Source organism: Cereibacter johrii (assembly GCF_001720585.1).
In the GTDB taxonomy this organism is placed as follows: domain Bacteria; phylum Pseudomonadota; class Alphaproteobacteria; order Rhodobacterales; family Rhodobacteraceae; genus Cereibacter_A; species Cereibacter_A johrii.
The window spans coordinates 13,584-34,495 of sequence record NZ_MABH01000225.1 but is presented as its reverse complement, the minus strand read 5'-3'; the positions used below and the strand labels follow the sequence as shown (position 1 = coordinate 34,495).

22 protein-coding genes and 1 tRNA gene are annotated in these 20,912 nt (G+C 69.3%); 11 read left to right on the top strand and 12 right to left on the bottom strand.

Going from position 1 to position 20,912, the window contains the following annotated elements:
• Positions 1–190: 190 nt before the first annotated feature.
• The 4 genes from uvrC to A9O63_RS18775 all read left to right on the top strand — a co-directional run bounded on the left by uvrC (position 191) and on the right by A9O63_RS18775 (position 3,495).
• Entirely contained in the window at positions 191–2,062 is a 1,872-nt protein-coding gene (uvrC, locus tag A9O63_RS18790) for an excinuclease ABC subunit UvrC (protein WP_069333274.1), read from the top strand.
• An 80-nt stretch (positions 2,063–2,142) separates the two neighbouring features.
• Positions 2,143–2,808: a CDP-diacylglycerol--glycerol-3-phosphate 3-phosphatidyltransferase gene (gene pgsA / locus A9O63_RS18785; RefSeq protein ID WP_069333273.1), complete on the top strand. Its 666-nt coding sequence runs from the start codon at positions 2,143–2,145 to the stop codon at positions 2,806–2,808.
• Positions 2,805–3,053, top strand: coding sequence for a molybdopterin converting factor subunit 1 (gene moaD / locus A9O63_RS18780; protein WP_069333272.1), 249 nt, complete (start codon positions 2,805–2,807; stop codon positions 3,051–3,053). Before pgsA ends, moaD begins: the two co-directional genes overlap by 4 nt.
• A 1-nt stretch (position 3,054) precedes the next feature.
• Complete coding sequence (locus tag A9O63_RS18775; RefSeq protein WP_069333271.1) at positions 3,055–3,495, top strand: molybdenum cofactor biosynthesis protein MoaE; 441 nt, start codon at positions 3,055–3,057, stop codon at positions 3,493–3,495.
• A gap of 83 nt (positions 3,496–3,578) precedes the next feature.
• On the opposite strand, the gene A9O63_RS18770 is transcribed toward A9O63_RS18775, so the two are convergent.
• From A9O63_RS18770 to argB, 3 genes are read right to left on the bottom strand one after another with little or no spacing between them, the layout of a single operon-like run.
• Positions 3,579–4,085: a SixA phosphatase family protein gene (locus A9O63_RS18770; RefSeq protein ID WP_069333270.1), complete on the bottom strand. Its 507-nt coding sequence runs from the start codon at positions 4,083–4,085 to the stop codon at positions 3,579–3,581.
• Complete coding sequence (locus tag A9O63_RS18765) at positions 4,082–4,726, bottom strand: ferredoxin (protein WP_069333269.1); 645 nt, start codon at positions 4,724–4,726, stop codon at positions 4,082–4,084. The genes A9O63_RS18770 and A9O63_RS18765 overlap by 4 nt, the downstream gene beginning before the upstream one ends.
• Complete coding sequence (gene argB / locus A9O63_RS18760; protein ID WP_002721433.1) at positions 4,726–5,607, bottom strand: acetylglutamate kinase; 882 nt, start codon at positions 5,605–5,607, stop codon at positions 4,726–4,728. Before argB ends, A9O63_RS18765 begins: the two co-directional genes overlap by 1 nt.
• A gap of 132 nt (positions 5,608–5,739) precedes the next feature.
• Between argB and A9O63_RS18755 the strand changes: the two genes are divergently transcribed.
• A complete protein-coding gene (locus A9O63_RS18755) occupies positions 5,740–6,471 on the top strand; it encodes an SDR family NAD(P)-dependent oxidoreductase (RefSeq protein WP_069333268.1) in 732 nt (243 codons plus the stop codon).
• A gap of 3 nt (positions 6,472–6,474) precedes the next feature.
• On the opposite strand, the gene yihA is transcribed toward A9O63_RS18755, so the two are convergent.
• From yihA to rpmH, 8 genes are all read right to left on the bottom strand, one after another.
• Positions 6,475–7,128, bottom strand: a complete 654-nt coding sequence (yihA, locus tag A9O63_RS18750) for a ribosome biogenesis GTP-binding protein YihA/YsxC (protein ID WP_069333267.1) — start codon at positions 7,126–7,128, stop codon at positions 6,475–6,477.
• Complete coding sequence (locus tag A9O63_RS18745; RefSeq protein WP_069333266.1) at positions 7,125–7,868, bottom strand: MOSC domain-containing protein; 744 nt, start codon at positions 7,866–7,868, stop codon at positions 7,125–7,127. Before A9O63_RS18745 ends, yihA begins: the two co-directional genes overlap by 4 nt.
• Entirely contained in the window at positions 7,865–9,736 is a 1,872-nt protein-coding gene (yidC, locus tag A9O63_RS18740) for a membrane protein insertase YidC (protein ID WP_069333265.1), read from the bottom strand. The genes A9O63_RS18745 and yidC overlap by 4 nt, the downstream gene beginning before the upstream one ends.
• 109 nt (positions 9,737–9,845) lie before the next feature.
• Positions 9,846–11,372 (bottom strand): putative bifunctional diguanylate cyclase/phosphodiesterase, encoded by a 1,527-nt coding sequence (locus A9O63_RS18735; protein WP_069333264.1) that lies wholly within the window; start codon positions 11,370–11,372, stop codon positions 9,846–9,848.
• A 69-nt stretch (positions 11,373–11,441) separates the two neighbouring features.
• A complete protein-coding gene (gene ttcA, locus A9O63_RS18730) occupies positions 11,442–12,320 on the bottom strand; it encodes a tRNA 2-thiocytidine(32) synthetase TtcA (protein ID WP_069333263.1) in 879 nt (292 codons plus the stop codon).
• Positions 12,321–12,346: 26 nt separating this feature from the next.
• A complete protein-coding gene (yidD, locus tag A9O63_RS18725) occupies positions 12,347–12,601 on the bottom strand; it encodes a membrane protein insertion efficiency factor YidD (protein ID WP_002721423.1) in 255 nt (84 codons plus the stop codon).
• The gene (rnpA, locus tag A9O63_RS18720; protein ID WP_069333262.1) at positions 12,598–13,011 is read right to left on the bottom strand and encodes a ribonuclease P protein component; all 414 of its coding nucleotides are present in this window, start codon (positions 13,009–13,011) and stop codon (positions 12,598–12,600) included. The genes yidD and rnpA overlap by 4 nt, the downstream gene beginning before the upstream one ends.
• A 22-nt stretch (positions 13,012–13,033) precedes the next feature.
• Complete coding sequence (gene rpmH / locus A9O63_RS18715; protein ID WP_002721419.1) at positions 13,034–13,168, bottom strand: 50S ribosomal protein L34; 135 nt, start codon at positions 13,166–13,168, stop codon at positions 13,034–13,036.
• 182 nt (positions 13,169–13,350) lie between these two features.
• Here rpmH and A9O63_RS18710 point away from each other — a divergent pair, with 182 nt between their 5' ends.
• The 4 genes from A9O63_RS18710 to A9O63_RS18695 all read left to right on the top strand — a co-directional run bounded on the left by A9O63_RS18710 (position 13,351) and on the right by A9O63_RS18695 (position 17,408).
• Complete coding sequence (locus A9O63_RS18710) at positions 13,351–14,079, top strand: TVP38/TMEM64 family protein (RefSeq protein WP_069333261.1); 729 nt, start codon at positions 13,351–13,353, stop codon at positions 14,077–14,079.
• Positions 14,080–15,492, top strand: a complete 1,413-nt coding sequence (locus A9O63_RS18705; RefSeq protein ID WP_069333260.1) for a dihydrolipoyl dehydrogenase family protein — start codon at positions 14,080–14,082, stop codon at positions 15,490–15,492.
• A gap of 57 nt (positions 15,493–15,549) precedes the next feature.
• Positions 15,550–16,950: a sensor histidine kinase gene (locus A9O63_RS18700; protein WP_069333259.1), complete on the top strand. Its 1,401-nt coding sequence runs from the start codon at positions 15,550–15,552 to the stop codon at positions 16,948–16,950.
• A 381-nt stretch (positions 16,951–17,331) separates the two neighbouring features.
• Positions 17,332–17,408: transfer RNA gene (locus A9O63_RS18695), tRNA-Arg, on the top strand.
• Positions 17,409–17,492: 84 nt separating this feature from the next.
• On the opposite strand, the gene A9O63_RS18690 is transcribed toward A9O63_RS18695, so the two are convergent.
• The gene (locus A9O63_RS18690) at positions 17,493–18,371 is read right to left on the bottom strand and encodes a LysR family transcriptional regulator (protein WP_069333258.1); all 879 of its coding nucleotides are present in this window, start codon (positions 18,369–18,371) and stop codon (positions 17,493–17,495) included.
• 214 nt (positions 18,372–18,585) lie between these two features.
• Here A9O63_RS18690 and A9O63_RS18685 point away from each other — a divergent pair, with 214 nt between their 5' ends.
• Complete coding sequence (locus A9O63_RS18685) at positions 18,586–19,086, top strand: hypothetical protein (RefSeq protein WP_069333257.1); 501 nt, start codon at positions 18,586–18,588, stop codon at positions 19,084–19,086.
• A gap of 280 nt (positions 19,087–19,366) precedes the next feature.
• Complete coding sequence (gene ffh / locus A9O63_RS18680; RefSeq protein ID WP_009563096.1) at positions 19,367–20,884, top strand: signal recognition particle protein; 1,518 nt, start codon at positions 19,367–19,369, stop codon at positions 20,882–20,884.
• Positions 20,885–20,912 lie beyond the last annotated feature (28 nt).

Below are 20,912 nucleotides of genomic sequence, written 5' to 3'. Positions count from 1 at the left end.
GTCTTAAAAAGTAGCTTAATTTTTGCGCAAATGAGGGAAGCTGCCATGGAACAAGGGAAAATCGGCGCTGCTCCAAGCTTTCCCTCAGACTTATCCACAGAAACGGTGGACAGGTTTCCTCTTGTAGACCCCCCGTTATCGTTGCAGCGAGAGGGGGAATCGCCAAAGCGCGAGGAAGACGGAGTCGGACGTGCAGGATAACGAGACGGAAGGCCGCGATGTGCCGACCGGACATGCGGTGATCCAGGGCTACCTGAGGACGCTCGACGGCTCGCCGGGCGTCTACCGGATGCTCGATGCCCAGAGCCAGGTGCTCTATGTGGGCAAGGCGCGCAACCTCAGGGCGAGGGTGTCGAACTATGCACGCCCCTCGGGCCATTCCGGCCGCATCGCCCGGATGATCCGCGAGACCGCCTCGATGATGTTTCTCACAACGAGAACGGAGACCGAGGCGCTCCTGCTCGAACAGAACCTCATCAAGCAGCTCAAGCCGCGCTACAACGTGCTTCTGCGCGACGACAAGAGCTTCCCGAACATCCTGATCGCCAAGGACCACCCGTTCCCGATGCTCAAGAAGCACCGGGGCAGGAAGTCCGAGAAGGGCAGCTACTTCGGCCCCTTCGCCAGTGCGGGCGCCGTGAACCGGACGCTGAACCAGCTTCAGCGGGTCTTCCTTCTGCGCACCTGCTCGGATGCCACCTTCGAAAGCCGCACGCGGCCCTGCCTGCTCTTCCAGATCAAGCGCTGCTCGGCGCCCTGCGTGGGCCGGGTGCCGGCCGAGGATTATGCCGCGCTGATCGGCGATGCCGAACGTTTCCTGCAGGGGCGGACGACGAAGGTGCAGGCGAACCTCGCCGAGCAGATGCAGGCGGCCTCGGAGGCCATGGAATTCGAGCGCGCGGCGGCGCTTCGCGACCGGATCAAGGCGCTGACGCAGGTGCAATCCTCGCAAGGGATCAACCCGAGGGGTGTGGCCGAGGCCGACGTGATCGCCGTCCATCTGGAGGGCGGTCAGGCCTGCGTGCAGGTCTTCTTCATCCGGGCGAACCAGAGCTGGGGCAACCGCGACTTCTACCCGCGCACCGGCGCCGGAGCGGAGGAGCCGGAGATCCTCGAGGCCTTCCTCGCGCAGTTCTACGACGACAAGGAGCCGCCGCGGATGATCCTGCTCTCGCATCCGGTGGACAATCCCGACCTCGTGGGGCAGCTCCTGTCCGAGAGGGCGGGGCGCAAGGTGACGCTCGGGGTGCCGCAGCGGGGCGAGAAGGCCGAGCTGGTCGAGAATGCGGCGCGCAACGCGCGCGAAAGCCTTGCCCGCCGCATGGCCGAGAGCGCCACGCAGAACAGGCTGCTCGCGGGGCTTGCCGAGGCCTTCGAGCTCGACGCGGCCCCGAAGCGGATCGAGGTCTACGACAACTCGCACATCCAGGGCACCAATGCGGTGGGCGGCATGATCGTGGCCGGACCCGAGGGCTTCCTGAAAAGCCAGTATCGCAAGTTCAACATCCGCGGCGCGGCAGGGGCGCAGGGCGACGACTTCGGCATGATGAAGGAGGTGCTGACCCGCCGCTTCGAGCGCCTGCTGAAGGAGGATCCCGAGCGCAAGACCGACGCCTGGCCGGACCTGCTGCTGATCGACGGCGGCGCGGGGCAGGTCTCGGCCGTGCAGGAGATCCTGCAGGAGCTGGGGGTGGATGACGTGCCCTTCATCGGCGTGGCCAAGGGCATCGACCGCGACGCGGGCAAGGAGGAATTCCACCGCCCCGGCGAGCCGCCCTTCGCGCTGCGCATGAACGATCCGGTGCTCTATTTCGTGCAGCGCCTGCGCGACGAGGCCCACCGCTGGGCCATCGGCGCCCACCGGGCGAAGCGCGCCAAGGCCGTCAGCGCCACGCCGCTCGACGAGATCCCGGGCGTGGGGGCCGCGCGCAAGCGCGCGCTGCTGGCGCATTTCGGCTCGGCCAAGGCGGTGGCCCGGGCGGGCGTGCCCGATCTCTGCGCGGTCGAGGGCATCTCGGAGACGATGGCGCAGTCCATCCACGACTTTTTTCACGGGAGCTGAGGCCGGTTCGCGGCCCCTGAGGCGGGGCGCCGCTCTCCAACCCTCTTCCCCCGGCGGCAGCGAATGGCTAGACCTGCGGCATGAACTGGTCGATCCCGAATATTCTCACCGTTCTGCGCCTGCTGGCCGCGCCCGGCGTGGCGGTGATGTTCCTCTATTTCCATAGGCCCTGGGCCGACTGGTTCGCGCTCACGCTCTTCATCCTGGCGGCGGTGACGGACTTCTTCGACGGCTATCTCGCCCGGCTGTGGAAGCAGGAATCGAAGTTCGGCGCCATGCTCGATCCCATCGCCGACAAGGCGATGGTGGTGATCGCGCTCGTCATCATCACCGGCTATTCCGGCATGAACCCCTGGCTCATCCTTCCGGTGACGATGATCCTCTTCCGCGAGGTCTTCGTCTCGGGTCTGCGCGAATTCCTCGGCGCCAAGGCGAGTCTCCTGAAAGTCACGAAGCTCGCCAAGTGGAAGACGACGGCGCAGATGGTGGCGATCGCCATCCTGTTCCTCGGCACCGGGCTCGAGCATCTCGAAGGGATCGCGCGGCAGGGCATGACCTGGGAGCAATATGCCCGGGCGGTCAGTGCCGGCGAGGCCGATCCGATCCGCAGCTGCGGGATGCACGGCTGCTCGTCCTACGCGACCTGGCTCGGGCTCGCGCTGATCTGGATCGCGGCCGCCCTTACCTTCATCACCGGCTGGGACTATTTCAGGAAGGCGCTTCCCTACCTGAAGGACGAGAAATGATCGATCTGCTCTATTTCGCCTGGGTCCGCGAGCGGATCGGGCTGCCGCGCGAGCGGGTGGAGACCGGGGCCGCCACCGTGGCGGAGCTGGTGGAGGAGCTCCGGGCGCGCGAGGAGCGCTATGCGCTGGCCTTCGCCGATCTCTCGAGCCTGCGGGTCGCTCTCGATCAGGAGCTGGCCGAGTTCGATGCCCCGCTCGCGGGGGTGCGCGAGGTGGCCTTCTTCCCGCCGATGACCGGGGGCTGAGATGCGTGTCCTGGTTCAGGCCGCGCCCTTCGACTTCGGCGCCGAGGCGCAGGCCTTCGCGGACGGCGCCGCAGGGGCGGGGGCCATCGTGACCTTCACCGGGCTGGTGCGCGACCTGTCGGGTGCGCTGACCGCCATGGAGATCGAACATTATCCGGGCATGACCGAACGCGCCATCGCGGCCATCGCCGAGGAGGCTCGGCAGCGCTGGCACCTGATCGATGCGCTGGCGATCCACCGGCACGGCCGGCTTCGGCCCGCGGAGCCCATCATGATGGTGGCGACCGCCGCGGTTCACCGGGCCGAGGCCTTCGCCGCGGCCGAGTTCCTGATGGATTACCTGAAGTCGCGGGCGCCCTTCTGGAAGAAGGAAGTCACGGCCCAAGGCGCCGATTGGGTGGCGGCCAGGGACGCGGACGAGGCCGCGCTCGGGCGCTGGTAGGCGGGGGCTGTCTGCCCCCGGCCGCCCCGGAGGGGCGGCTCCCCCGAGGATATTTCCGCCAGAATGAAGGGGCCGGTTGCGGCTCAGGTCACCAGTTCGCGCGGCACGATGAAGTCTGCAGGCTCGGCCATGCCATAGCCCGCATCCGCCCAGTCGATGTCGCCGAAATCGGCGACCAGCGTCGCGCCGGTCGGATATTTCTGGAAGTCGGGGCTGAGCGGCGGATGCTTGACCAGCCGATGGGCGAATTCGGCGATGCCCGGGTTGTGGCCGAGCAGGCAGACCGTGTCGGCGGTGGCATGGCGCAGGACGGCCAGCATCACGTCGGCGCCGGCATGGTAGAGCGCGGGCTTCAGCGTGGGCTCCGGCGCGTCGGGGAGGAAGGGGGCGATGCCCTCCCAGGTCGCGCGGGTGCGCAGCGCGTCGGAGCAGAGCACTTCGCCCGGCACATAGCCGCGCGAGGCGAGCCACTGGCCGAGGTCGCGGGCCGCGCCCTCGCCGCGGGGATTGAGCGGACGGTCGTGGTCCGGGAGCAGCGGATCGTCCCAGGCCGACTTCGCATGGCGGATCAGGATCAGGCGCTTGGTCATCGGTGGAACTGCCTCATGTGGTAGGCGGATTGGATCTCCATCCTTGCATGGCCCTGCGAGCGGGGGCAAGCGCGGCGAACCGCGCAGCCGCGGTCGAGGCAGGGGGTGCCTTCGGGGCGCTCGAGGAAGGCATGGCAGGCCGGGACGTCATAGCCCCCGGCGCCGAGCGCCCCCGCCGGACAGGCCGTGAGGCAGGGCCGGCTGGCGCAATCGGAGCAGGGCGAGACCCCCTGGGGCGGCTCCAGCCGTTCGCGAAGCGCGAGCGCCCCGCGGCAGGAGAAGAAGAGCCCGGCCTCGTCATGGACGATCAGCCGCACCGGCGAGGCGAAGGCGCGGCCCGTGCGCAGGGCCCAGCCGTAGAAGGGCCACCAGGGCGGGCCGCCGAAGGGAAAGACCGGCAGGGCGCCGATCTCGTGGGCGAGGCGCGTGATCACCCGCTCGGACCAGCGGTCGACCGGGTCCGGGCGTCCGTCCTGCCATTCGGGCTGGGCGGTGAGGTGCGGCCAGAAGCCCGGCTCGCGCGGACCGAGGAGGAGGAGGCTCTGCGTGCCCTCGGGCAGCCCGTCGCCGGGGTCGGTCGCACATCCGCCGAGGATCGTGAGCCGCTCGGCCGCCGCCCGCTCCGCGATCCGCTCGAGCATCAGCGCCGCACGCGCGGCTTCACCCGGGGCTCGGTCGAGCGGATGATGGTGCCCGCGCCCTCGTCGGTGAAGATCTCGATCAGGCAGGCGTTGGGGGTGCGGCCGTCGAGGATCACCACCGCGCGCACGCCCTCGTCGAGGGCGGCGAGCGCCGTCTCGGTCTTGGGAATCATGCCGCCCGAGATCGTGCCGGAGGCCACCATCTCGCGCACCTGGCTCGGGGTGAGCTGGCTCAGGACCTCGCCGCTGGCATCCTTCACGCCGGCCACATCGGTCAGCAGGAGCAGGCGGTCGGCCTGAAGGGCGCCCGCGATGGCGCCCGCGGCCGTGTCGCCGTTCACGTTGAAGGTCTCGTTGTCGGCCATGCCGGTCGCGACCGGCGCCACGACGGGGATGATGCCCGCATTGTAGAGATCGCGCAGCACCTGCACGTTCATCTCGACGGGCTTGCCCACGAAGCCGAGATCCGGGTCGTCGGCCACGCAGACCATCAGGTCGTCGTCCTTGCCCGAGATGCCCACCGCACGGCCGCCCTGATCGTTGATCGCCTGCACGATCCGCTTGTTCACGAGGCCCGAGAGCACCATCTCGACCACCTCGACGGTGGCCTTGTCGGTCACGCGCTTGCCGCGCACGAATTCGGACTTGATGCCGAGCTTACCCAGAAGCTCGTTGATCATGGGGCCGCCGCCGTGCACCACGACCGGGTTCACGCCCACCTGCCGCATCAGCACGATGTCGCGCGCGAATTCGGCCATGGCGGCCTCGTCGCCCATGGCGTTGCCGCCGAATTTCACCACCACCACGGCGCCCGCATAGCGCTGAAGATAGGGCAGGGCCTCCGACAGGGTGCGGGCGGTGGCGATCGGATCTCGCGTCATGACGGCGGCCTCATCTGCGGGCGGTTGTCGGGGTCGCGCCTCTGGTAGCGCCTTTGCAGGGGCCTGCCAAGCGGCGGTGCCTTGCAAATGCGCCCCGCTCGCGTAGCTTCGCCGAAAAGGGGAACGGCGATCATGGGCGAACAGAAGACGATGGTGCTGACCGGCGCCAGCCGCGGCATCGGCCACGCAACGGTGAAGAGGTTCTCGCGCGAGGGCTGGCGGGTGCTGACCTGCTCGCGCCAGCCGTTCGATCCGCGCTGCCCCTGGCCCGGCGGCGAGGAGAACCATATCCAAGTCGATCTCGCCAATCCCGACATGACCATCCGGGCCATCGAGGCGATCAAGGGCAAGATCGACGGCCGGCTCCATGCGCTCGTGAACAATGCGGGCGTGTCGCCGAAGGGGCCGAAGGGCGAGCGGCTGAGCACGATCACCACGGACCTGCGCACCTGGGGGCAGGTGTTCCACGTCAACTTCTTCGCCTGTGTCGTTCTGGCCCGCGGCCTGCAGGAAGAGTTGACAGCCGGCAAGGGCTCGATCGTCAACGTGACCTCGATCGCGGGCAGCCGGGTGCATCCGTTCGCGGGGGCGGCCTATGCCACCTCGAAGGCGGCGCTGGCCGCGCTCACGCGCGAGATGGCGCATGATTTCGGGCCGCTCGGCGTGCGGGTCAATGCCATTGCGCCGGGCGAGGTCGAGACCGCGATCCTCTCGCCCGGCACCGACAAGATCGTCGAGAAGCTGCCGCTGCAGCGGCTCGGCCAGCCGAGCGAGGTCGCGGATGCGATCTGGTTCCTTTGCTCGGACCAGTCGAGCTACATCTCGGGCGCCGAGATCGAGGTCAACGGCGCCCAGCACGTCTGAGCATCAGCCGAGCGTGGCCACGATCGTCCGCAGCGTCTCGATCCCCATCCCCTTCTCCGAGCTCGTCATCACGAGTTCGGGGTAGGCGGCCGGGTGCTTCTTGAGGGCGCCCCGCACCTGATCCAGCACCGCCTCGCGCTCGGCCTGGCTCACCTTGTCGGCCTTGGTCATCACCACCTGGAAGGTCACGGCCGAGCGGTCGAGCAGGGTCAGGATCTCCTCATCCACCGATTTCACCCCGTGCCGGGTGTCGATCAGCACGAAGGCGCGCCGCAGCGTCTGGCGGCCGGCGAGATAACCTTTCAGCAGCCGTTGCCAGCGTTCGACGATCGGCTTCGGCGCCTCGGCATAGCCGTAGCCCGGCAGGTCGACGAGATAGCGGCTGGGGCCGAGCGCGAAATAGTTGATCTCCTGCGTCCGGCCCGGCGTGTTCGAGGCCCGCGCCAGAGCCTTGCGGCCGGTCAGCGCGTTGATGAGGCTCGACTTGCCCACGTTCGAACGGCCGGCGAAACAGACCTCGATCCGGTCGGCGGGCGGCAGCGCCTCCATCGTGGTCACGCCCTTCACGAAGTCGCAGGGGCCGGCGAAGAGCAGCCGGCCGGCCTCGCGGCTCGCCTCGTCGGGCTCGGGGGTGAGGGGGAAGGGCAGGGATGTCACGGTCTCACCTCGTCGCCGATGGTCAGGGGGCCGCCCTCGAGGACGGTCGCATAAATGCCGAAGTCGCGGTGGCCATAATGGGTCTCGAGCGCGCCGAGCGTGTCGGCATCGACCACGCCGGTCTCGGGATCGGCCATGGTGGCGCGGCAGCGGGTGATCCGCTCCTCGACGCGCAGAAGCGTGGGGCCCACGCGGATCTCGCGCCCGATCAGGTCGAATTCGGCCCAGGGCTCCCAGCCCTCGATCCAGAGGTTCCCGCGCCAGCGGTGGATCGAGAGCGGCCGGCCCATTCGTTCCGACAGGTCGGTCAGGCTCGACAGCGAGAGGATCGCGACCGAGGGGAAGGCGCTGTCGGTCATGCCGCGGCCGGCCGAGACGATGCGGGCGGGCCGTGCGCGGCCCTCGGGCATGAGGGGTGCCACCCAGTCGAGGAAGCGTGCCGCCTCGGCCGGATCGTCGGGGCGGAAGGCGAGGGGGGGCAGATCCGGGTGCGAAAGCCGGACGCAGGCCGTGGCCTCGTCGAGCGCGGCCGTGATCGCCATCAGCCCCGGCGCCTTGGCGCCGCGGGTGAAATTCTGGCAGGGCGCCCAGCCGCCGTCGAGGCGCGCCCCCTCATGCGCGACGGCCCAGTGGCGATCCCACGGCAGGCAGGCCCCCGGCGAAAGCAGAACGGACGCGAGTTCCTCGCGTCCGTGGGCCTTGATCGGGTGACGGCAGATGTGGCGGAGCCGCGCCGTCATGGTTTCCGCTTCTTCGCCGGCGCCGCACTGTCGTTCGCGGCCTTGCCGGCGGGCTGCGCCGCGGGCTTGCGGCTGAAGCTCGCCCTGATGTTGCCGAAGATGTCCGGGTGATGGCCGTGGCTGCGCATGATGACATACTGCTGGGTGAAGGTGATCAGGTTGTTCACGATCCAGTAGAGCACCAGGCCCGAGGCGAAGTGGCCGAGCATGAACATGAAGACCCAGGGCATCCAGGCGAAGATCATCGCCTGCGCCTTGTCCGCGGGAGCCGGGTTCAGCTTCTGCTGCAGCCACATCGAGACGCCGAGCAGGATCGGCAGGATGCCGATGAAGATCAGCGCCATCGTCGAGCCGGGGGTCGGCGCGGCCCAGGGGGCGAGGCCGAAGAAGTTGAAGATCGAGGACGGATCGGGCGCCGACAGGTCCTTCAGCCAGCCGAAGAAGGGGGCATGGCGCAGCTCGATCGTGACGAAGATCACCTTGTAGAGCGAGAAGAAGATCGGGATCTGGATCAGGATCGGCAGGCAGCCCGCGGCCGGGTTCACCTGCTTTTCCTTGTAGAGCCGCATCATCTCGCGCTGCATGAGCATCTTGTCGTCGCCGGCGCGCTCGCGCAGCGCCTCGAGCTCGGGCTGCAGCTCCTTCATGCGGGCCATCGAGACGTAGGACTTGTAGGCCAGCGGCAGCACCAGCGCCTTGAGCAGGAAGGTCAGCGCGATGATGGCAAGGCCCATGTTGCCGATCATGTGGTTGAGCCAGTGCAGCACCGTGAAGATCGGCTTGGTCAGGAAGAAGAACCAGCCCCAGTCGATCGAGTCGATGAAGCCCGGGATCGGCTCGGCCCCCTCGGTGGGCTCTATCGCGCCTTCGTTCTGGTAGGCCCGGATCGTCTCCCATTCCTTCGCGCCGGCGAAGAGGCGCGAGCTCACTTCGGCCGTGGCGCCGGGCGCGACCGTGACGAGCTGTTCGCGCGTCTCGGCCTGGTAGATGTCGGCGCCGGGGACGTATTTCGTGACGCTGGTGAAGGGCTGGCCCTGCTGCGGGATCAGCGTCGTCATCCAGTATTTGTCGGTGAAGCCGATCCAGCCGTCCTGCTGCGCGTCGATCACCTCGGCCTGCGCGCCTTCGCGCGCGACCTGCGGCAGCTCGGCCACCTTGTCGTATTTCGTTTCGGTGAGCTTGCCGTCGGCGCGGCCGACGACCCCCTCGTGAAGAACGAAGAAGTTCTGCAGGTTCAGGGGTTTGCCGTGACGGGCGACGATGCCGTAAGGCGCGAGCTGGACGGCCTGGCCGGAGTTGTTCTCGACCGACTGCGCCACGCTGAACATGTAATGGTCATCGACCGAGATCGTCCGCGTGAAGACGAGACCCTTCCCGTTGTCCCACTGCAGCGTCACAGGCTGGCCCACGCCGAGCGCGCCGCTGCCGACCTGGGTCCAGGTCGTGTTGGCGCCGGGCACGTCCTCGTAGCCGAGCGCCCCGGCGGGGGTCCAGCCGTAGAGGGCGTAATAGGCGTTGGGCTGGCCCACGGGCGAGAGCAGGCGGACGATCTGCGACTGCGGATCCAGCGTCTCGTGATAGGACTTGAGCGACAGGTCGTCGAGCCGCCCGCCCAGCATGGAGATCGACCCCTGCAGCCGCGGCGTGTCGATGGCGACACGCCGGGTCTCGGGCAGGTCCGCGTCCGGCGGCACGGCGGTCGTCGGAGCATCCGGGGTGGCCGAGGGGGCCACGGCGGTTTGCTGCGTCGCGACCGTGGGCTCGCCTTCCGTCACCGCCTCCGGGGGCGGGAACAGGAAGAACCAGACCATGATCACGAGGAAGCTGAGTCCGGTCGCCAGGATGAGGTTCTTGTTCTGATCGTCCATGAAAGACACGCGGTTCCTGTTCAGGGGTGCGGCCGTTCAACAGAAGGGGGGGGCAAAGGTCAAGCGCTTTTCCCCGCGAGCGACCGGGGGTCGCCGCGCGGCCCGGGCGTCAGGAACCGGGCGTCGCGCACCGGGCGGCAGGGGGCGTGCGCGCCTGCCGGTCCGCGAGCCAGGCGGTGGCGTCCGAAAGCGCCATCGGGCGGGCGATGGCATAGCCCTGCAGGTAGCCGCAGCCGAGTGCGGTGAGTGTGGCCAGTTCTCCCGGTGTTTCCACGCCTTCGGCCAGTGTCTCGAGCCCGAGTTGCCGCGCCATGGAAATGATCGCGGCCAGCATCGTCCGCTGGGCCGGGTCGGAATCGGCCCGCGTCACGAAGCTGCGGTCGATCTTCAGCCGCCGGAGGGCGAAGCGGCGGATCGTGGTGATCGAGGCGTGGCCGGTGCCGAAGTCGTCGAGATCGACCCCGCAGCCGAAGGAGGAGAGGCCCGCGATGTTGTGAACGACGACGTCGCTCGCGCCCTCGGCGACCACCGTCTCGAGGATCTCGACCGAGAGGCGCGCGGGCGTCAGTTCGAATCGGTCGAGCTCCCATTTCAGCCTGTCGACGAGGCGCGGGTTGCGCAGATCGGTGGCCGAGAAGTTCACCGCGACGCTGGGGACGCAGAGACCGGCGCGGTCCCAGTGGCGCAGGGCGGTGAGCGCCTGGAAGAGCATGACCTCGCCCAGCCGCTCGGAGAGGCCCGCCCGCTCGATGGCGGGCAGGAAATCCTGCGGGAGGAGCAGCCCGCGCTCGGGATGCTGCCAGCGCGAGAGGACCTCGAACCCGCCGACGGCGCCGTCCTGCGTGCGGATCTGCGGCTGGAACCAGCCCGCGAACTGGCCCGTGTCGAGCGCGGTCTCCAGAAGCCCCCGATAGGCGTCCCTGTCGGCCCGGTTGCGGCTCATGCCGAGGGCATAGGCGCGCACGGAGCCGGGGCCGTTCCGGCTGGCCTCGTCTGCCGCCACCTGCGCCGCATCGAGCAGCGCCCGCCCCGTGGGCGCGGGCGTGCGCTCTGCCAGGCAGAAGCCGATCGAGCAGGTCACATAGATTCGCGTGCCTTCCACGCTGATCGGGGCCGCGATCGCGGTCTGCAGACGGCCCGCCAGCAGCACCACCGACTGAAGGTCGAGCCTGCGCACCGGATGCAGGGCCACGGCGAGGCCGCCGCCTTCCAGCCGAGCCACCGTGTCGCCTTCGCGCAGGGCGCTGCAGAGCCGGTCACAGCAGCGGGCCAGCACCTCCGACTGCGCGGCGCGCCCGTGCCGGTCGAGAAGCTTGTCCATCCCGTCGAACTGCAGCACGAGGCAGGCCGTTGTCCGTCCCGTGCTTTCGCGGTCCTGAAGCACCCGGTCGAGCGCCGCGATCACCTGCGGGCGCAGCGCCAACCCGTCGGGCGGAACGGACGGCGCGGCCGGGCGGAAGGCGCCCATCGTCGCATAGAAGAGCGGCAGGCCCAGCGCCATCCAGACGAGGGACCGCTCGCCCCCGAGCCAGTAGGCGAGCAGCGACAAGGCGGGCAGGAAGGCCAGGACCTCGGGCCGGCGCAGCAGCTGTCCCGCGCGTCCGAAACCGGAGGATGATCGGCCCGAGAGCTGCATTGCGACCCCTTTCGTGGTGGCGGGCATGGCCCCGACTGCACACCTTACGAAAGGAATCTCAGTAGAAGGTTAAGTTTCGCCCCGAAGTTGCGGCGGCTCGTCCTGTCTCTCCTCTGCCGCGCGCGAGCCGGTGGCAAGACCCAGGAAGTCGAACAGGCCGGGGTCGAGCAGGTGCGAAGGGCGGGCATTCATCAGGGCGCGGAACATCACCTGTCGCCGGCCGGGGCTCCGCGCCTCCCAGCCGTCGAGGATCTGCTTGACCTGCTGGCGTTGCAGGCCCTCCTGCGAGCCGCAGAGGTCGCAGGGAATGATCGGATAGGCCATGTCGCGGGCGAATTTCTCGCAATCGGCCTCGGCCACGAAGGCCAGCGGGCGGTAGACGAACAGATCGCCGTCCTCGTTCACGAGCTTGGGCGGCATGGTGGCCAGCCTGCCGCCGTGGAAGAGGTTCATGAAGAAGGTCTCGAGGATGTCGTCGCGGTGGTGGCCCAGCACCACGGCCGAGCAGCCTTCCTCGCGCGCGATCCGGTAGAGGTTGCCGCGCCGGAGCCGCGAGCAGAGCGCGCAATAGGTGCGCCCCTGCGGGATCTTGTCCATGACGATGGAATAGGTGTCCTGATATTCGATCCGGTGCGGGACCCCCATCCGGCTCAGGAACTCGGGCAGGACCGTGGCGGGAAAGCCCGGTTGACCCTGATCGAGGTTGCAGGCCAGCAGATCCACCGGCAGGAGGCCGCGCCATTTCAGCTCGTGGAGCACCGCAAGCAGGGTGTAGCTGTCCTTGCCGCCCGAGAGGCAGACGAGCCAGCGCGCCCCGCGCTCGATCATGCCGTAGGTCTCGATGGCCTCGCGCACCTCGCGCACGATCCGCTTGCGCAGCTTGCGGAACTCGGTCGTCTGCGGGGCGCCGGCGAGCAGCGGATGGATCTCGTCCTGATCGTCGAACATGCGGGTCTCCGGCGGGATGGGGGCGCTCAGCCGCGGGGGCGCCGGTCGTGCTCGGGATCGGCGCCCGGCACGGGATCGTAGCCCGATCCGCCCCAGGGATGACAGCTCAGAATGCGGCGGGCGGCCAGCCAGCCGCCCTTCAGCGCCCCGTGCCGTTCCAGCGCGTCGAGCGCATAGACCGAGCAGGTGGGCTGGTAACGGCAGCCATGGCCGACCCAGGGACTGAGGAGCAGGCGGTAGGCCCGCACCGGCAGGGCCAGGACCTGCGCCAGCGGGCTCATCCCCGCTCGCCGTGGATCTGGCGGATCGCGCGCTCGAGATCGGCGAGGAGCGCGGCATAGGGGCGCTCGACCGTGGCGCCGGGGCGGCCGACGAGGACATAATCCCAGCCGGCATGGCCCTGCAGCGTCAGCACCTCGCGTGCAATCGCCCTGAGCCGCCGCTTGGCGCGGTTGCGGAGGACGGCGTTGCCCACCTTCTTCGAGCAGGTGAAACCCACCCGGATGCCGCCTTCCGCCTCGCGGCGGCGGGCCTGCAGAAGGAAGCCGGGCGTGCCCTGCCGGCGCGCCTGGGCCGCGCGCAGGAAGTCGGCGCGCTTCCTCAGGATCTCGGGGGCGGGATGTGGCGACGCCGCCGGAGATCCGGCGGGCGCGGCATCGCTGCCTGTCCCTCCGGCCTCCGGCGGCGTCATGTCACTGGGCCCTTGCGGTCGCTCAGGCCGAGAGCTTCTTGCGGCCCTTGGCGCGGCGGGCGTTCAGCACGAGGCGGCCGCCCTTGGTGGCCATGCGCGCGCGGAAGCCGTGGCGACGCGCGCGGACCAGGTTCGACGGTTGAAAAGTGCGCTTCATCGCGGATCTCCTAGGTATGCAGCCGGAACCCCCGCGGATTCGCAGGCCACGTTCCTTTGAAGCCCGCCTCATAGTGGCGACGCGGAGCCAAGTCAATTCGTCCGGTTCAAGAAAATCCCGGCCTCCGGCGCTGTGACACTGGCCGTCGCGCGGGCAAGCCCCCATCTTCACCGCGACCCCGCATGGAGCCGCCCTTGCAGACGCGCCGATCCGCCGACCTTCTCCGCCGCCTGCCGATCCTCGTGATTCTCCTCGTGGCCGCGGGAGGGGCGGTGCTGCTGCACGACCGGCTGTCCTTCGAGGCGCTGGCGCAGCACCGCGAGGCGCTTCTGGCCTTCCGCGATGCCCATTACGGCGCCTCCGTGCTGGCCTTTCTGGCGGCCTATGTGGCCGTCGTCACCTTCAGCCTGCCGGGCTCGCTTCTCTGCACCCTGACGGGGGGCTTTCTCTTCGGGCTCTTTCCGGGGGCGCTCTACAATGTCGCGGCCGCGTCGGTGGGGGCGGTGCTCCTGTTCCTCGCGGCGCGGGCGGGCTTCGGCGCCCGGCTCTCGCAGCGGATCGAGGCGCAGGGCGGGGCGGTCGCACGCCTTCAGGCCGGGATCCGCGAGAGCGAATGGTCGGTGCTGTTTCTCATGCGGCTGGTGCCCGTCGTGCCCTTCTTCGTGGCGAACCTGCTGCCGGCCTTCCTGAACGTCCCGCTCCACCGCTTCGCCGTGACCACGGTGCTGGGCATCCTGCCCGGTGCGCTCGTCTATACCTCGGTCGGCACCGGCCTCGGCGCCGTGCTCGCGCGCGGAGAAGCGCCGGATCTGGGCATCATCTTCACGCCGCAGGTGCTCGGGCCGCTTCTCGGCCTTGCCGCGCTCTCGGCGCTGCCTATCGTCCTGAAACTCGCACGGAAGGGGCGGTGAATGGAGCGGATCGAGACGGATCTCTGCGTGATCGGCGCGGGCTCGGGCGGGCTGTCGGTCGCGGCCGGGGCGGTGCAGATGGGCGCGCGGGTGGTGCTGGTCGAGGCGGGCGAGATGGGCGGCGACTGCCTGAACGCGGGCTGCGTGCCCTCGAAGGCACTGCTCGCCGCGGGCAAGGCCGCGCAGGCGATGCGGACGGCCGGGGCCTTCGGGATCCGCCCGGTCGAGCCCGAGATCGACTTCGCGGCGGTCAAGGACCATGTGGCCCGCACCATCGCTTCCATCGCTCCGCACGACAGTCAGGAGCGGTTCGAGGGGCTGGGCGTGCGCGTCCTGCGCGACTGGGGCCGCTTCGTCTCGCCCACCGAGTTGCGCGTGGGCGCGCGGACGGTGGTGGCGCGCCGCTTCGTGATCGCCACCGGCTCGCGGCCCCTCGTGCCGCCGATCCCGGGGCTCGACCGGGTCAAGGCCCTGACGAACGAGACGATTTTCGCGCTTCGCGAACGGCCGGAGCATCTGATCGTGATCGGCGGCGGGCCGGTGGGCATCGAGATGGCGCAGGCGCACCGGCGTCTGGGCTCTCGCGTGACGGTGATCGCGGGGGAAAAGGCGCTGCCCAAGGACGATCCCGAACTGGCGGCCGTCCTGCTCGACCGGCTGCGGGCCGAAGGGGTGGAGATCGTCGAGGGCGTCCGGGCCGAGGCGGTGCAGCCTCTGGGCCAGGGCCTCGAGGTGACGGCCGGAGACCGGCGCATCGCGGGCTCGCATCTTCTGGTGGCCGCGGGCCGGAAGCCCGCGCTGGACGCGCTCGATCCGGCGGCCGCGGGGGTGGAGGTGACCGGGAAGGGCGTGAAGGTCGGGCCCGATCTGCGCTCCTCGAACCGGCGGATCTATGCGGTGGGCGATGCGGCGGGCGGGCTGCAGTTCACCCACCTTGCGGGCTATCACGCCTCGGTCGTGATCCGCTCGATCCTGTTCGGGCTGCCCTCGAAGGCCACGGCGCTCATTCCGCATGTCACCTATACGGAGCCGGAACTGGCGCAGATCGGCCTGACCGAGGCGCAGGCGCGCGAGATCCACGGCGACCGGCTGGAGGTGCTGCGCGTGCCGGTTGCGGGCAGCGACCGGGCGCAGGCGGAAGCCGCGACGGAGGGGCTCGTGAAGCTCATGGTGGCGCGCGGCCGGCCGGTGGGGGTCTCGATCGCCGCCCCTCATGCGGGCGAGATGATCGGCCTCTGGGCCATGGCGCTGGCCTCGGGCGCGAAGCTCTCGACGGTGGCCGGTCTGGTGCTGCCCTATCCCACGCTCAACGAACTGTCGAAACGCGCGGCAGGAGCCTATTTTTCCCCGAAGCTCTTTGATAGTCGGGTGGTCAGGACGGCGGTGCGCACCCTGCAACGCCTGTTGCCCTGACGGATCCGTGGAACCGATGGGCGCGTTGGTAACCGGTAGAGTCGGAAGGACAAGATCTTGCGGCGGTTCCTGAACACGCTCTCCGGGCGGTTCCTGATGCTGACCGCCGCCTTCGTCATGCTGGCGGAGGTGCTGATCCTCGTGCCGTCGGTGGCGCGTTTCCGCGAGGATTACCTGCTCCTCCGGCTGGAGAAGGCGCAGATCGCCTCGCTGGCCCTGCTTGCGGCGGACGACATGATCGCGCCCGACCTCGAGGCGGAGCTTCTGGCCAATGCGGGCGTCTACAACGTGGTCCTGCGCCGCGACGAGGTGCGCCAACTTGTGCTGTCCTCGCCCATCCCCGTGCCGGTGGAGCAGACCTACGACCTGCGCCTCGCGGGGCCTCTGGGGCTGATCCGCGACGCCTTCATGGATGTGCTCGACAAGCAGGGCGTGATTCGCGTGATCAGCGAGCCGGTCGAGAGCGGCGGCCAGCAGATCGAGGTCGCGCTCGAACGCGGCCCGATGCGCAAGGCCATGCTCGAGCATGGGGCGCGGGTGCTCGTCTTCTCGGCGCTGATCTCGATGGTGACGGCGCTTCTGCTGTTCCTCGCGGTGCGGCGGCTGCTGGTGGTGCCGATCCGGCGCGTCGTCACCCACATGACCGCCTATGCCGAAGCGCCCGAGGATGCGCGCCGGGTGATCTCGCCCACCGCCGGCATCCGCGAGCTGCGCGAGGCCGAGGAGGCGCTGCAGATGATGCAGACCCAGCTCATCGGCGCGCTGCGCCAGAAGGAACGTCTGGCGCAGCTCGGCGGGGCGGTGGCCAAGATCAGCCACGATCTGCGCAACATCCTGACGACGGCGCAACTGTTTGCCGACCGGCTGTCGGCCTCCGAGGATCCGGCGGTGGCCCGGGCGGCGCCGAAGCTCGTGGGGTCGATCCGGCGCGCGGTCTCGCTGTGCGAATCGACGCTGACCTTCGGGCGCGCCGAGGAGCCGCCGCCCCAGATCACGCGGGTGCCGCTGCGCCGGCTGATGGAAGAGGTGGCCGAGGCCGAATCGCTGGTCGCGGATGCCAGCGTGGGCTGCCTGATCGACGTGGCACCGAACATGGTGATCCGCGCCGACGGCGAGCAGCTCTATCGCGTGCTGGGCAACCTCGTGCGCAATGCGCGTCAGGCGCTCGAGACGGCGGGCCGACCCGGCACCATCGAGCTCTCGGCGGGCGAGGGCGAGGAGGAGTGGTGGATCAAGGTGGGCGACACCGGGCCGGGCCTGCCGCCCAAGGCGCGCGAGCATCTTTTCACCGCCTTTCAGGGCGGGGCGCGCAAGGGGGGATCGGGCCTCGGGCTGGCAATCTCGGCCGAGCTGGTGCGGGGCCACGGCGGGCGGCTTGACCTGCTGCGGAGCGACAGCGACGGGACGGAGTTCATCATCCGCCTGCCGAAGGGCGCAGGCCTCACCGCCCTCGTCTGATTCCTCCTTGGTCCCTCGGGGCCGTCCTTGCGCGCTGCCTGCATAGCCCGACCATCCTGCATGCCAGGCCCTCTCCCTTCTTGAAGGCCCGGCGGGGCCGGGGGCTGAGCAAGCTCTTCCGCGCGCGCCGCCTGTCCGACCTGCGGGCCATGCCCTCCCCATGGGCAAGGTCCGGCGAGCCCTGCGGCTGAGCGGGCGCTCCCCTCTGCACAGCCGCGTCAGAAAATCATCGAGCCCCGGCAAGGCGCCGGCGCCTTTCGCAGAAGGGCCGCGGCCCCGTCCGGCAGGCCCCCCCCGGCCGGCACAGCGTCCGGGACCGGAAGAAATCTTCGGATCGGCCCTTGCATTGTCCGGCGGCCCCGGCTAAATCGCCGTCACCACGCACCCGTAGCTCAGCTGGATAGAGCATCAGACTACGAATCTGAGGGTCGGGCGTTCGAATCGCTCCGGGTGCGCCACTTCCCCTTTCCTGTCAGTCTACGATCGGGCCACCGCCCGTGAGCAATGGCGCCTATGCCCTTGCCCACGGCAGCCGCCGGGTTTCAGACGTCCACCCAGTCCTTCGCGGCTTCCTTCAGATGGGAGAGGAAGTTCTGCACCTTCAGCGTGCGGTGCAGATCGACATGGGTGACGATCCAGATCGGGGCCTCCCATTCCGGACGAGGCGGCAGGATCTCGATCAGGTCGGTGCCCTTGGCCTCCCGCACCGGCAGGAAGCCGAGCCCCGCGCCCTGCCGCACCGCATCCGCGAGCGCGGCCGATTCCGTGCCGCGGAAGGTGATCCGGTCGGGCGAGACCTGATCGCGCAGCCAGCGATGATAGGGCGCGCGGGGAATGTCGGCGCCGACGAACCGGTGCCGCTCGAACTCCTCGGGGCCCGCGGGCAGGCCATGCGCCGCCGCATAGGCGGGCGCGGCATAAAGCGCGGTGCGCAGACGCGCGAGCGGCTGGACCACATTGTCGGGCTCTTCCGGGGTCGCGCCCGCGCGGATCGCCACATGCGCCTCGCCATATTCGAGACGGAAGAGGCGCAGGTCGGTCAGGTAGCGCACCACGACCGCGGGATGGCGGTCCTGAAAGCTGGTGAGGACCGGTGTGATGAGGCTCGAGAAGCCCGGGACCGACGTCACCACCAGCTCGCCCGCCACCGTCTCGCCGTTGCCCTTGATGCGGCTCGACAGCTGCGAGAACTGCTCCTCGGTGGTCTGGGCCACGAGGAGGAGGTCGCGGCCCGCTTCGGTCGGCGTGTAGCCGCGCGCATGGCGCTGGAAGAGCCGCGCGCCGAGCCGCCGCTCGAGCGCGTCGATATGCCGGATGACGGTCGCATGATGCACGCCGAGCACCTCGGCCGCTCCCGACACGGTGCCGAGCCGCGCCACCTGAAAGGCGGTCCGCACCTCGTCCCAGTTCTCGAATCCCATGTCTGCCCCCGTCCGAATCGCGTGGAAGTGATGTGCGTCTGTGCACAGTATACTGGCCGAGCCGGGAACTTACACAGCTAACGCTCAGAGGCTACATCTTCGTCACGAGCTGCGGAGACAGCCCCCAAGCCGGATACGGAGGGAGCGCAAGCCACGGCCCGCAAAGGATAATCGGCCGATCCGCAGGGGCGGACGGCCTAGCAGGAGACATGAGATGTCGTTCAAGTTCATTCCCGCCGCCCTCGTCCTCGCCATCGCCGGCTCGACCGGCGCTGCCTTCGCCGACACGAGCACGGCGCAGTTCGCGGCCGGCGCGGGCGTTTCGGCCGAAAACTACAGCCTCGGCCAGATCGTCAGCCTGAAGGCCGCGCGCGCCGCGCACAAGCCCGCGCTGGTGCAATGGATCCTCGCCCACCCGAAAGGCGCGGAAGCGACGCAGGCGATGGATGCCGCTTCGGTGCGTCAGCTCGAGCTCGCGCTCGGGGTTCCGCACGGACAATACAGCCCCACCGAGCTCGTGAAGCTCTATGGCGCCATCGAGTCGGGCAACCGCGCGACCGAGGCCTTCATCCTGAAGGGTGAGACCGGCAACACGGTGCAGGCGGACTCCATCGTGGCCAAGGCGCAGCTCGCCCGGTCGCTGGGCGTCAACCCGGCCGACTACACCCTGTCGGAGCTGATCGCGCTGCAACCGGTCGACCGCAGCAACGGCTGACCTCCCGTTGCCGCGCTCCGGCCGCTCCCGCCGGAGGAAAGGCGCGCCCCGCAAGGGACGCGCCTTTTGCTTGGGCCGGGCCCGGATCCCCTGCATGGGTTGACTCCGCGCCCGAGGAAGCGTATCGCCGCGAAGATTTCCGGAGTTCCGTTGGAGCCTCCGGTCCCGGTGCACGACCGGGATCGCCACCCATCAGCGCGATGCGCCCATGGGTGCCGTTGTGATTTTCGCCGTCCCGTCCTAGGTCGGGGCAGAGTTCAACAGGTCGGGGGAGACCGCGATGTTCGAAAGTCTGTCCGAACGCCTAGGCGGCGTGTTCGAGCGGCTCACCAAGCAGGGGGCGCTGACCGAGGACGACGTGGCGACCGCGCTGCGCGAGGTGCGCGTCGCCCTGCTCGAAGCCGACGTGTCGCTGCCCGTGGCGCGGGATTTCGTCAAGAAGGTTCAGGAAAAGGCCACGGGCCAGGGCGTCACCAAGTCGGTGACGCCGGGCCAGCAGGTCGTGAAGATCGTCCATGACGAACTCGTGTCCGTCCTGCGCGGCGAGGGCGAGGCCGACGCGCTCAAGATCGACAACCCGCCCGCCACCATCCTGATGGTGGGCCTTCAGGGCTCGGGCAAGACGACGACGACGGCCAAGCTCGCCAAACGGCTGGCCGAGCGGCAGGGCAAGCGGGTGCTGATGGCCTCGCTCGACACCAACCGCCCGGCGGCGATGGAGCAGCTCCAGATCCTCGGGGCGCAGATCGGCGTGGACACGCTGCCCATCGTCAAGGGCGAGAGCGCCGTCCAGATCGCCAAGCGCGCCAAGACGCAAGGGGCGATGGGCGGCTACGACGTCATCATGCTCGACACCGCGGGCCGGCTGCACATCGACGAAGTGCTGATGGACGAGGTTCAGGCGGTGCGCGACCTCGCGCAGCCGCGCGAGACGCTGCTCGTCGTCGACGGCCTCACGGGGCAGGACGCGGTGAATGTCGCGGCCGAGTTCGACGGCAAGGTGGGCATCTCGGGCGTGGTTCTGACCCGGATGGACGGCGACGGACGCGGCGGCGCCGCGCTCTCGATGCGCGCCGTGACCGGCAAGCCGATCCGCTTCGTGGGTCTCGGCGAGAAGATGGACGCGCTCGAGACCTTCGAGCCCGAGCGGATCGCCGGCCGCATCCTCGGCATGGGCGACATCGTGGCCCTCGTCGAGAAGGCGCAGGAGACCTTCGAGGCCGAGCAGGCCGCCAAGATGATGAAGCGGTTCCAGAAGGGCCTCTTCAACATGAACGACCTCAAGATGCAGCTCGAGCAGATGCTCAAGATGGGCGGCATCCAGAGCATGATGGGCATGTTGCCCGGCATGGGCAAGATGTCGAAGGCCGCCGAGGAAGCGGGCTTCGACGACAGGTTCATCCGCCGTCAGGTCGCCCTCATCAACTCGATGACCAAGAAGGAGCGGGCGAACCCCGACCTTCTTCAGGCTAGCCGCAAGAAGCGGATCGCCGCCGGCGCGGGGCTCGAGGTGCAGGAGCTGAACCGGCTGCTGAAGCAGCACCGGCAGATGGCCGACATGATGAAGAAGATGGGCAAGGGCGGCATGATGAAGCAGGCCCTGAAACAGATGATGGGCAAGGGCGGCGGCATGCCGGACATGTCCGGCGTCAGCCCCGAGGAGATGCAGGCGGCGGCCGCCGCCATGAAGGGCAAGCTGCCGCCGGGCATGGGCGGCATGGGCGGATTTCCCGGGATGCCGGGCGGCATGAAGCTGCCGCCGGGCCTGTCGGGCCTCGGCATGGGCAAGAAGAAATGAGGCAGGCCGTGCGCCCCACCTCCGCGAG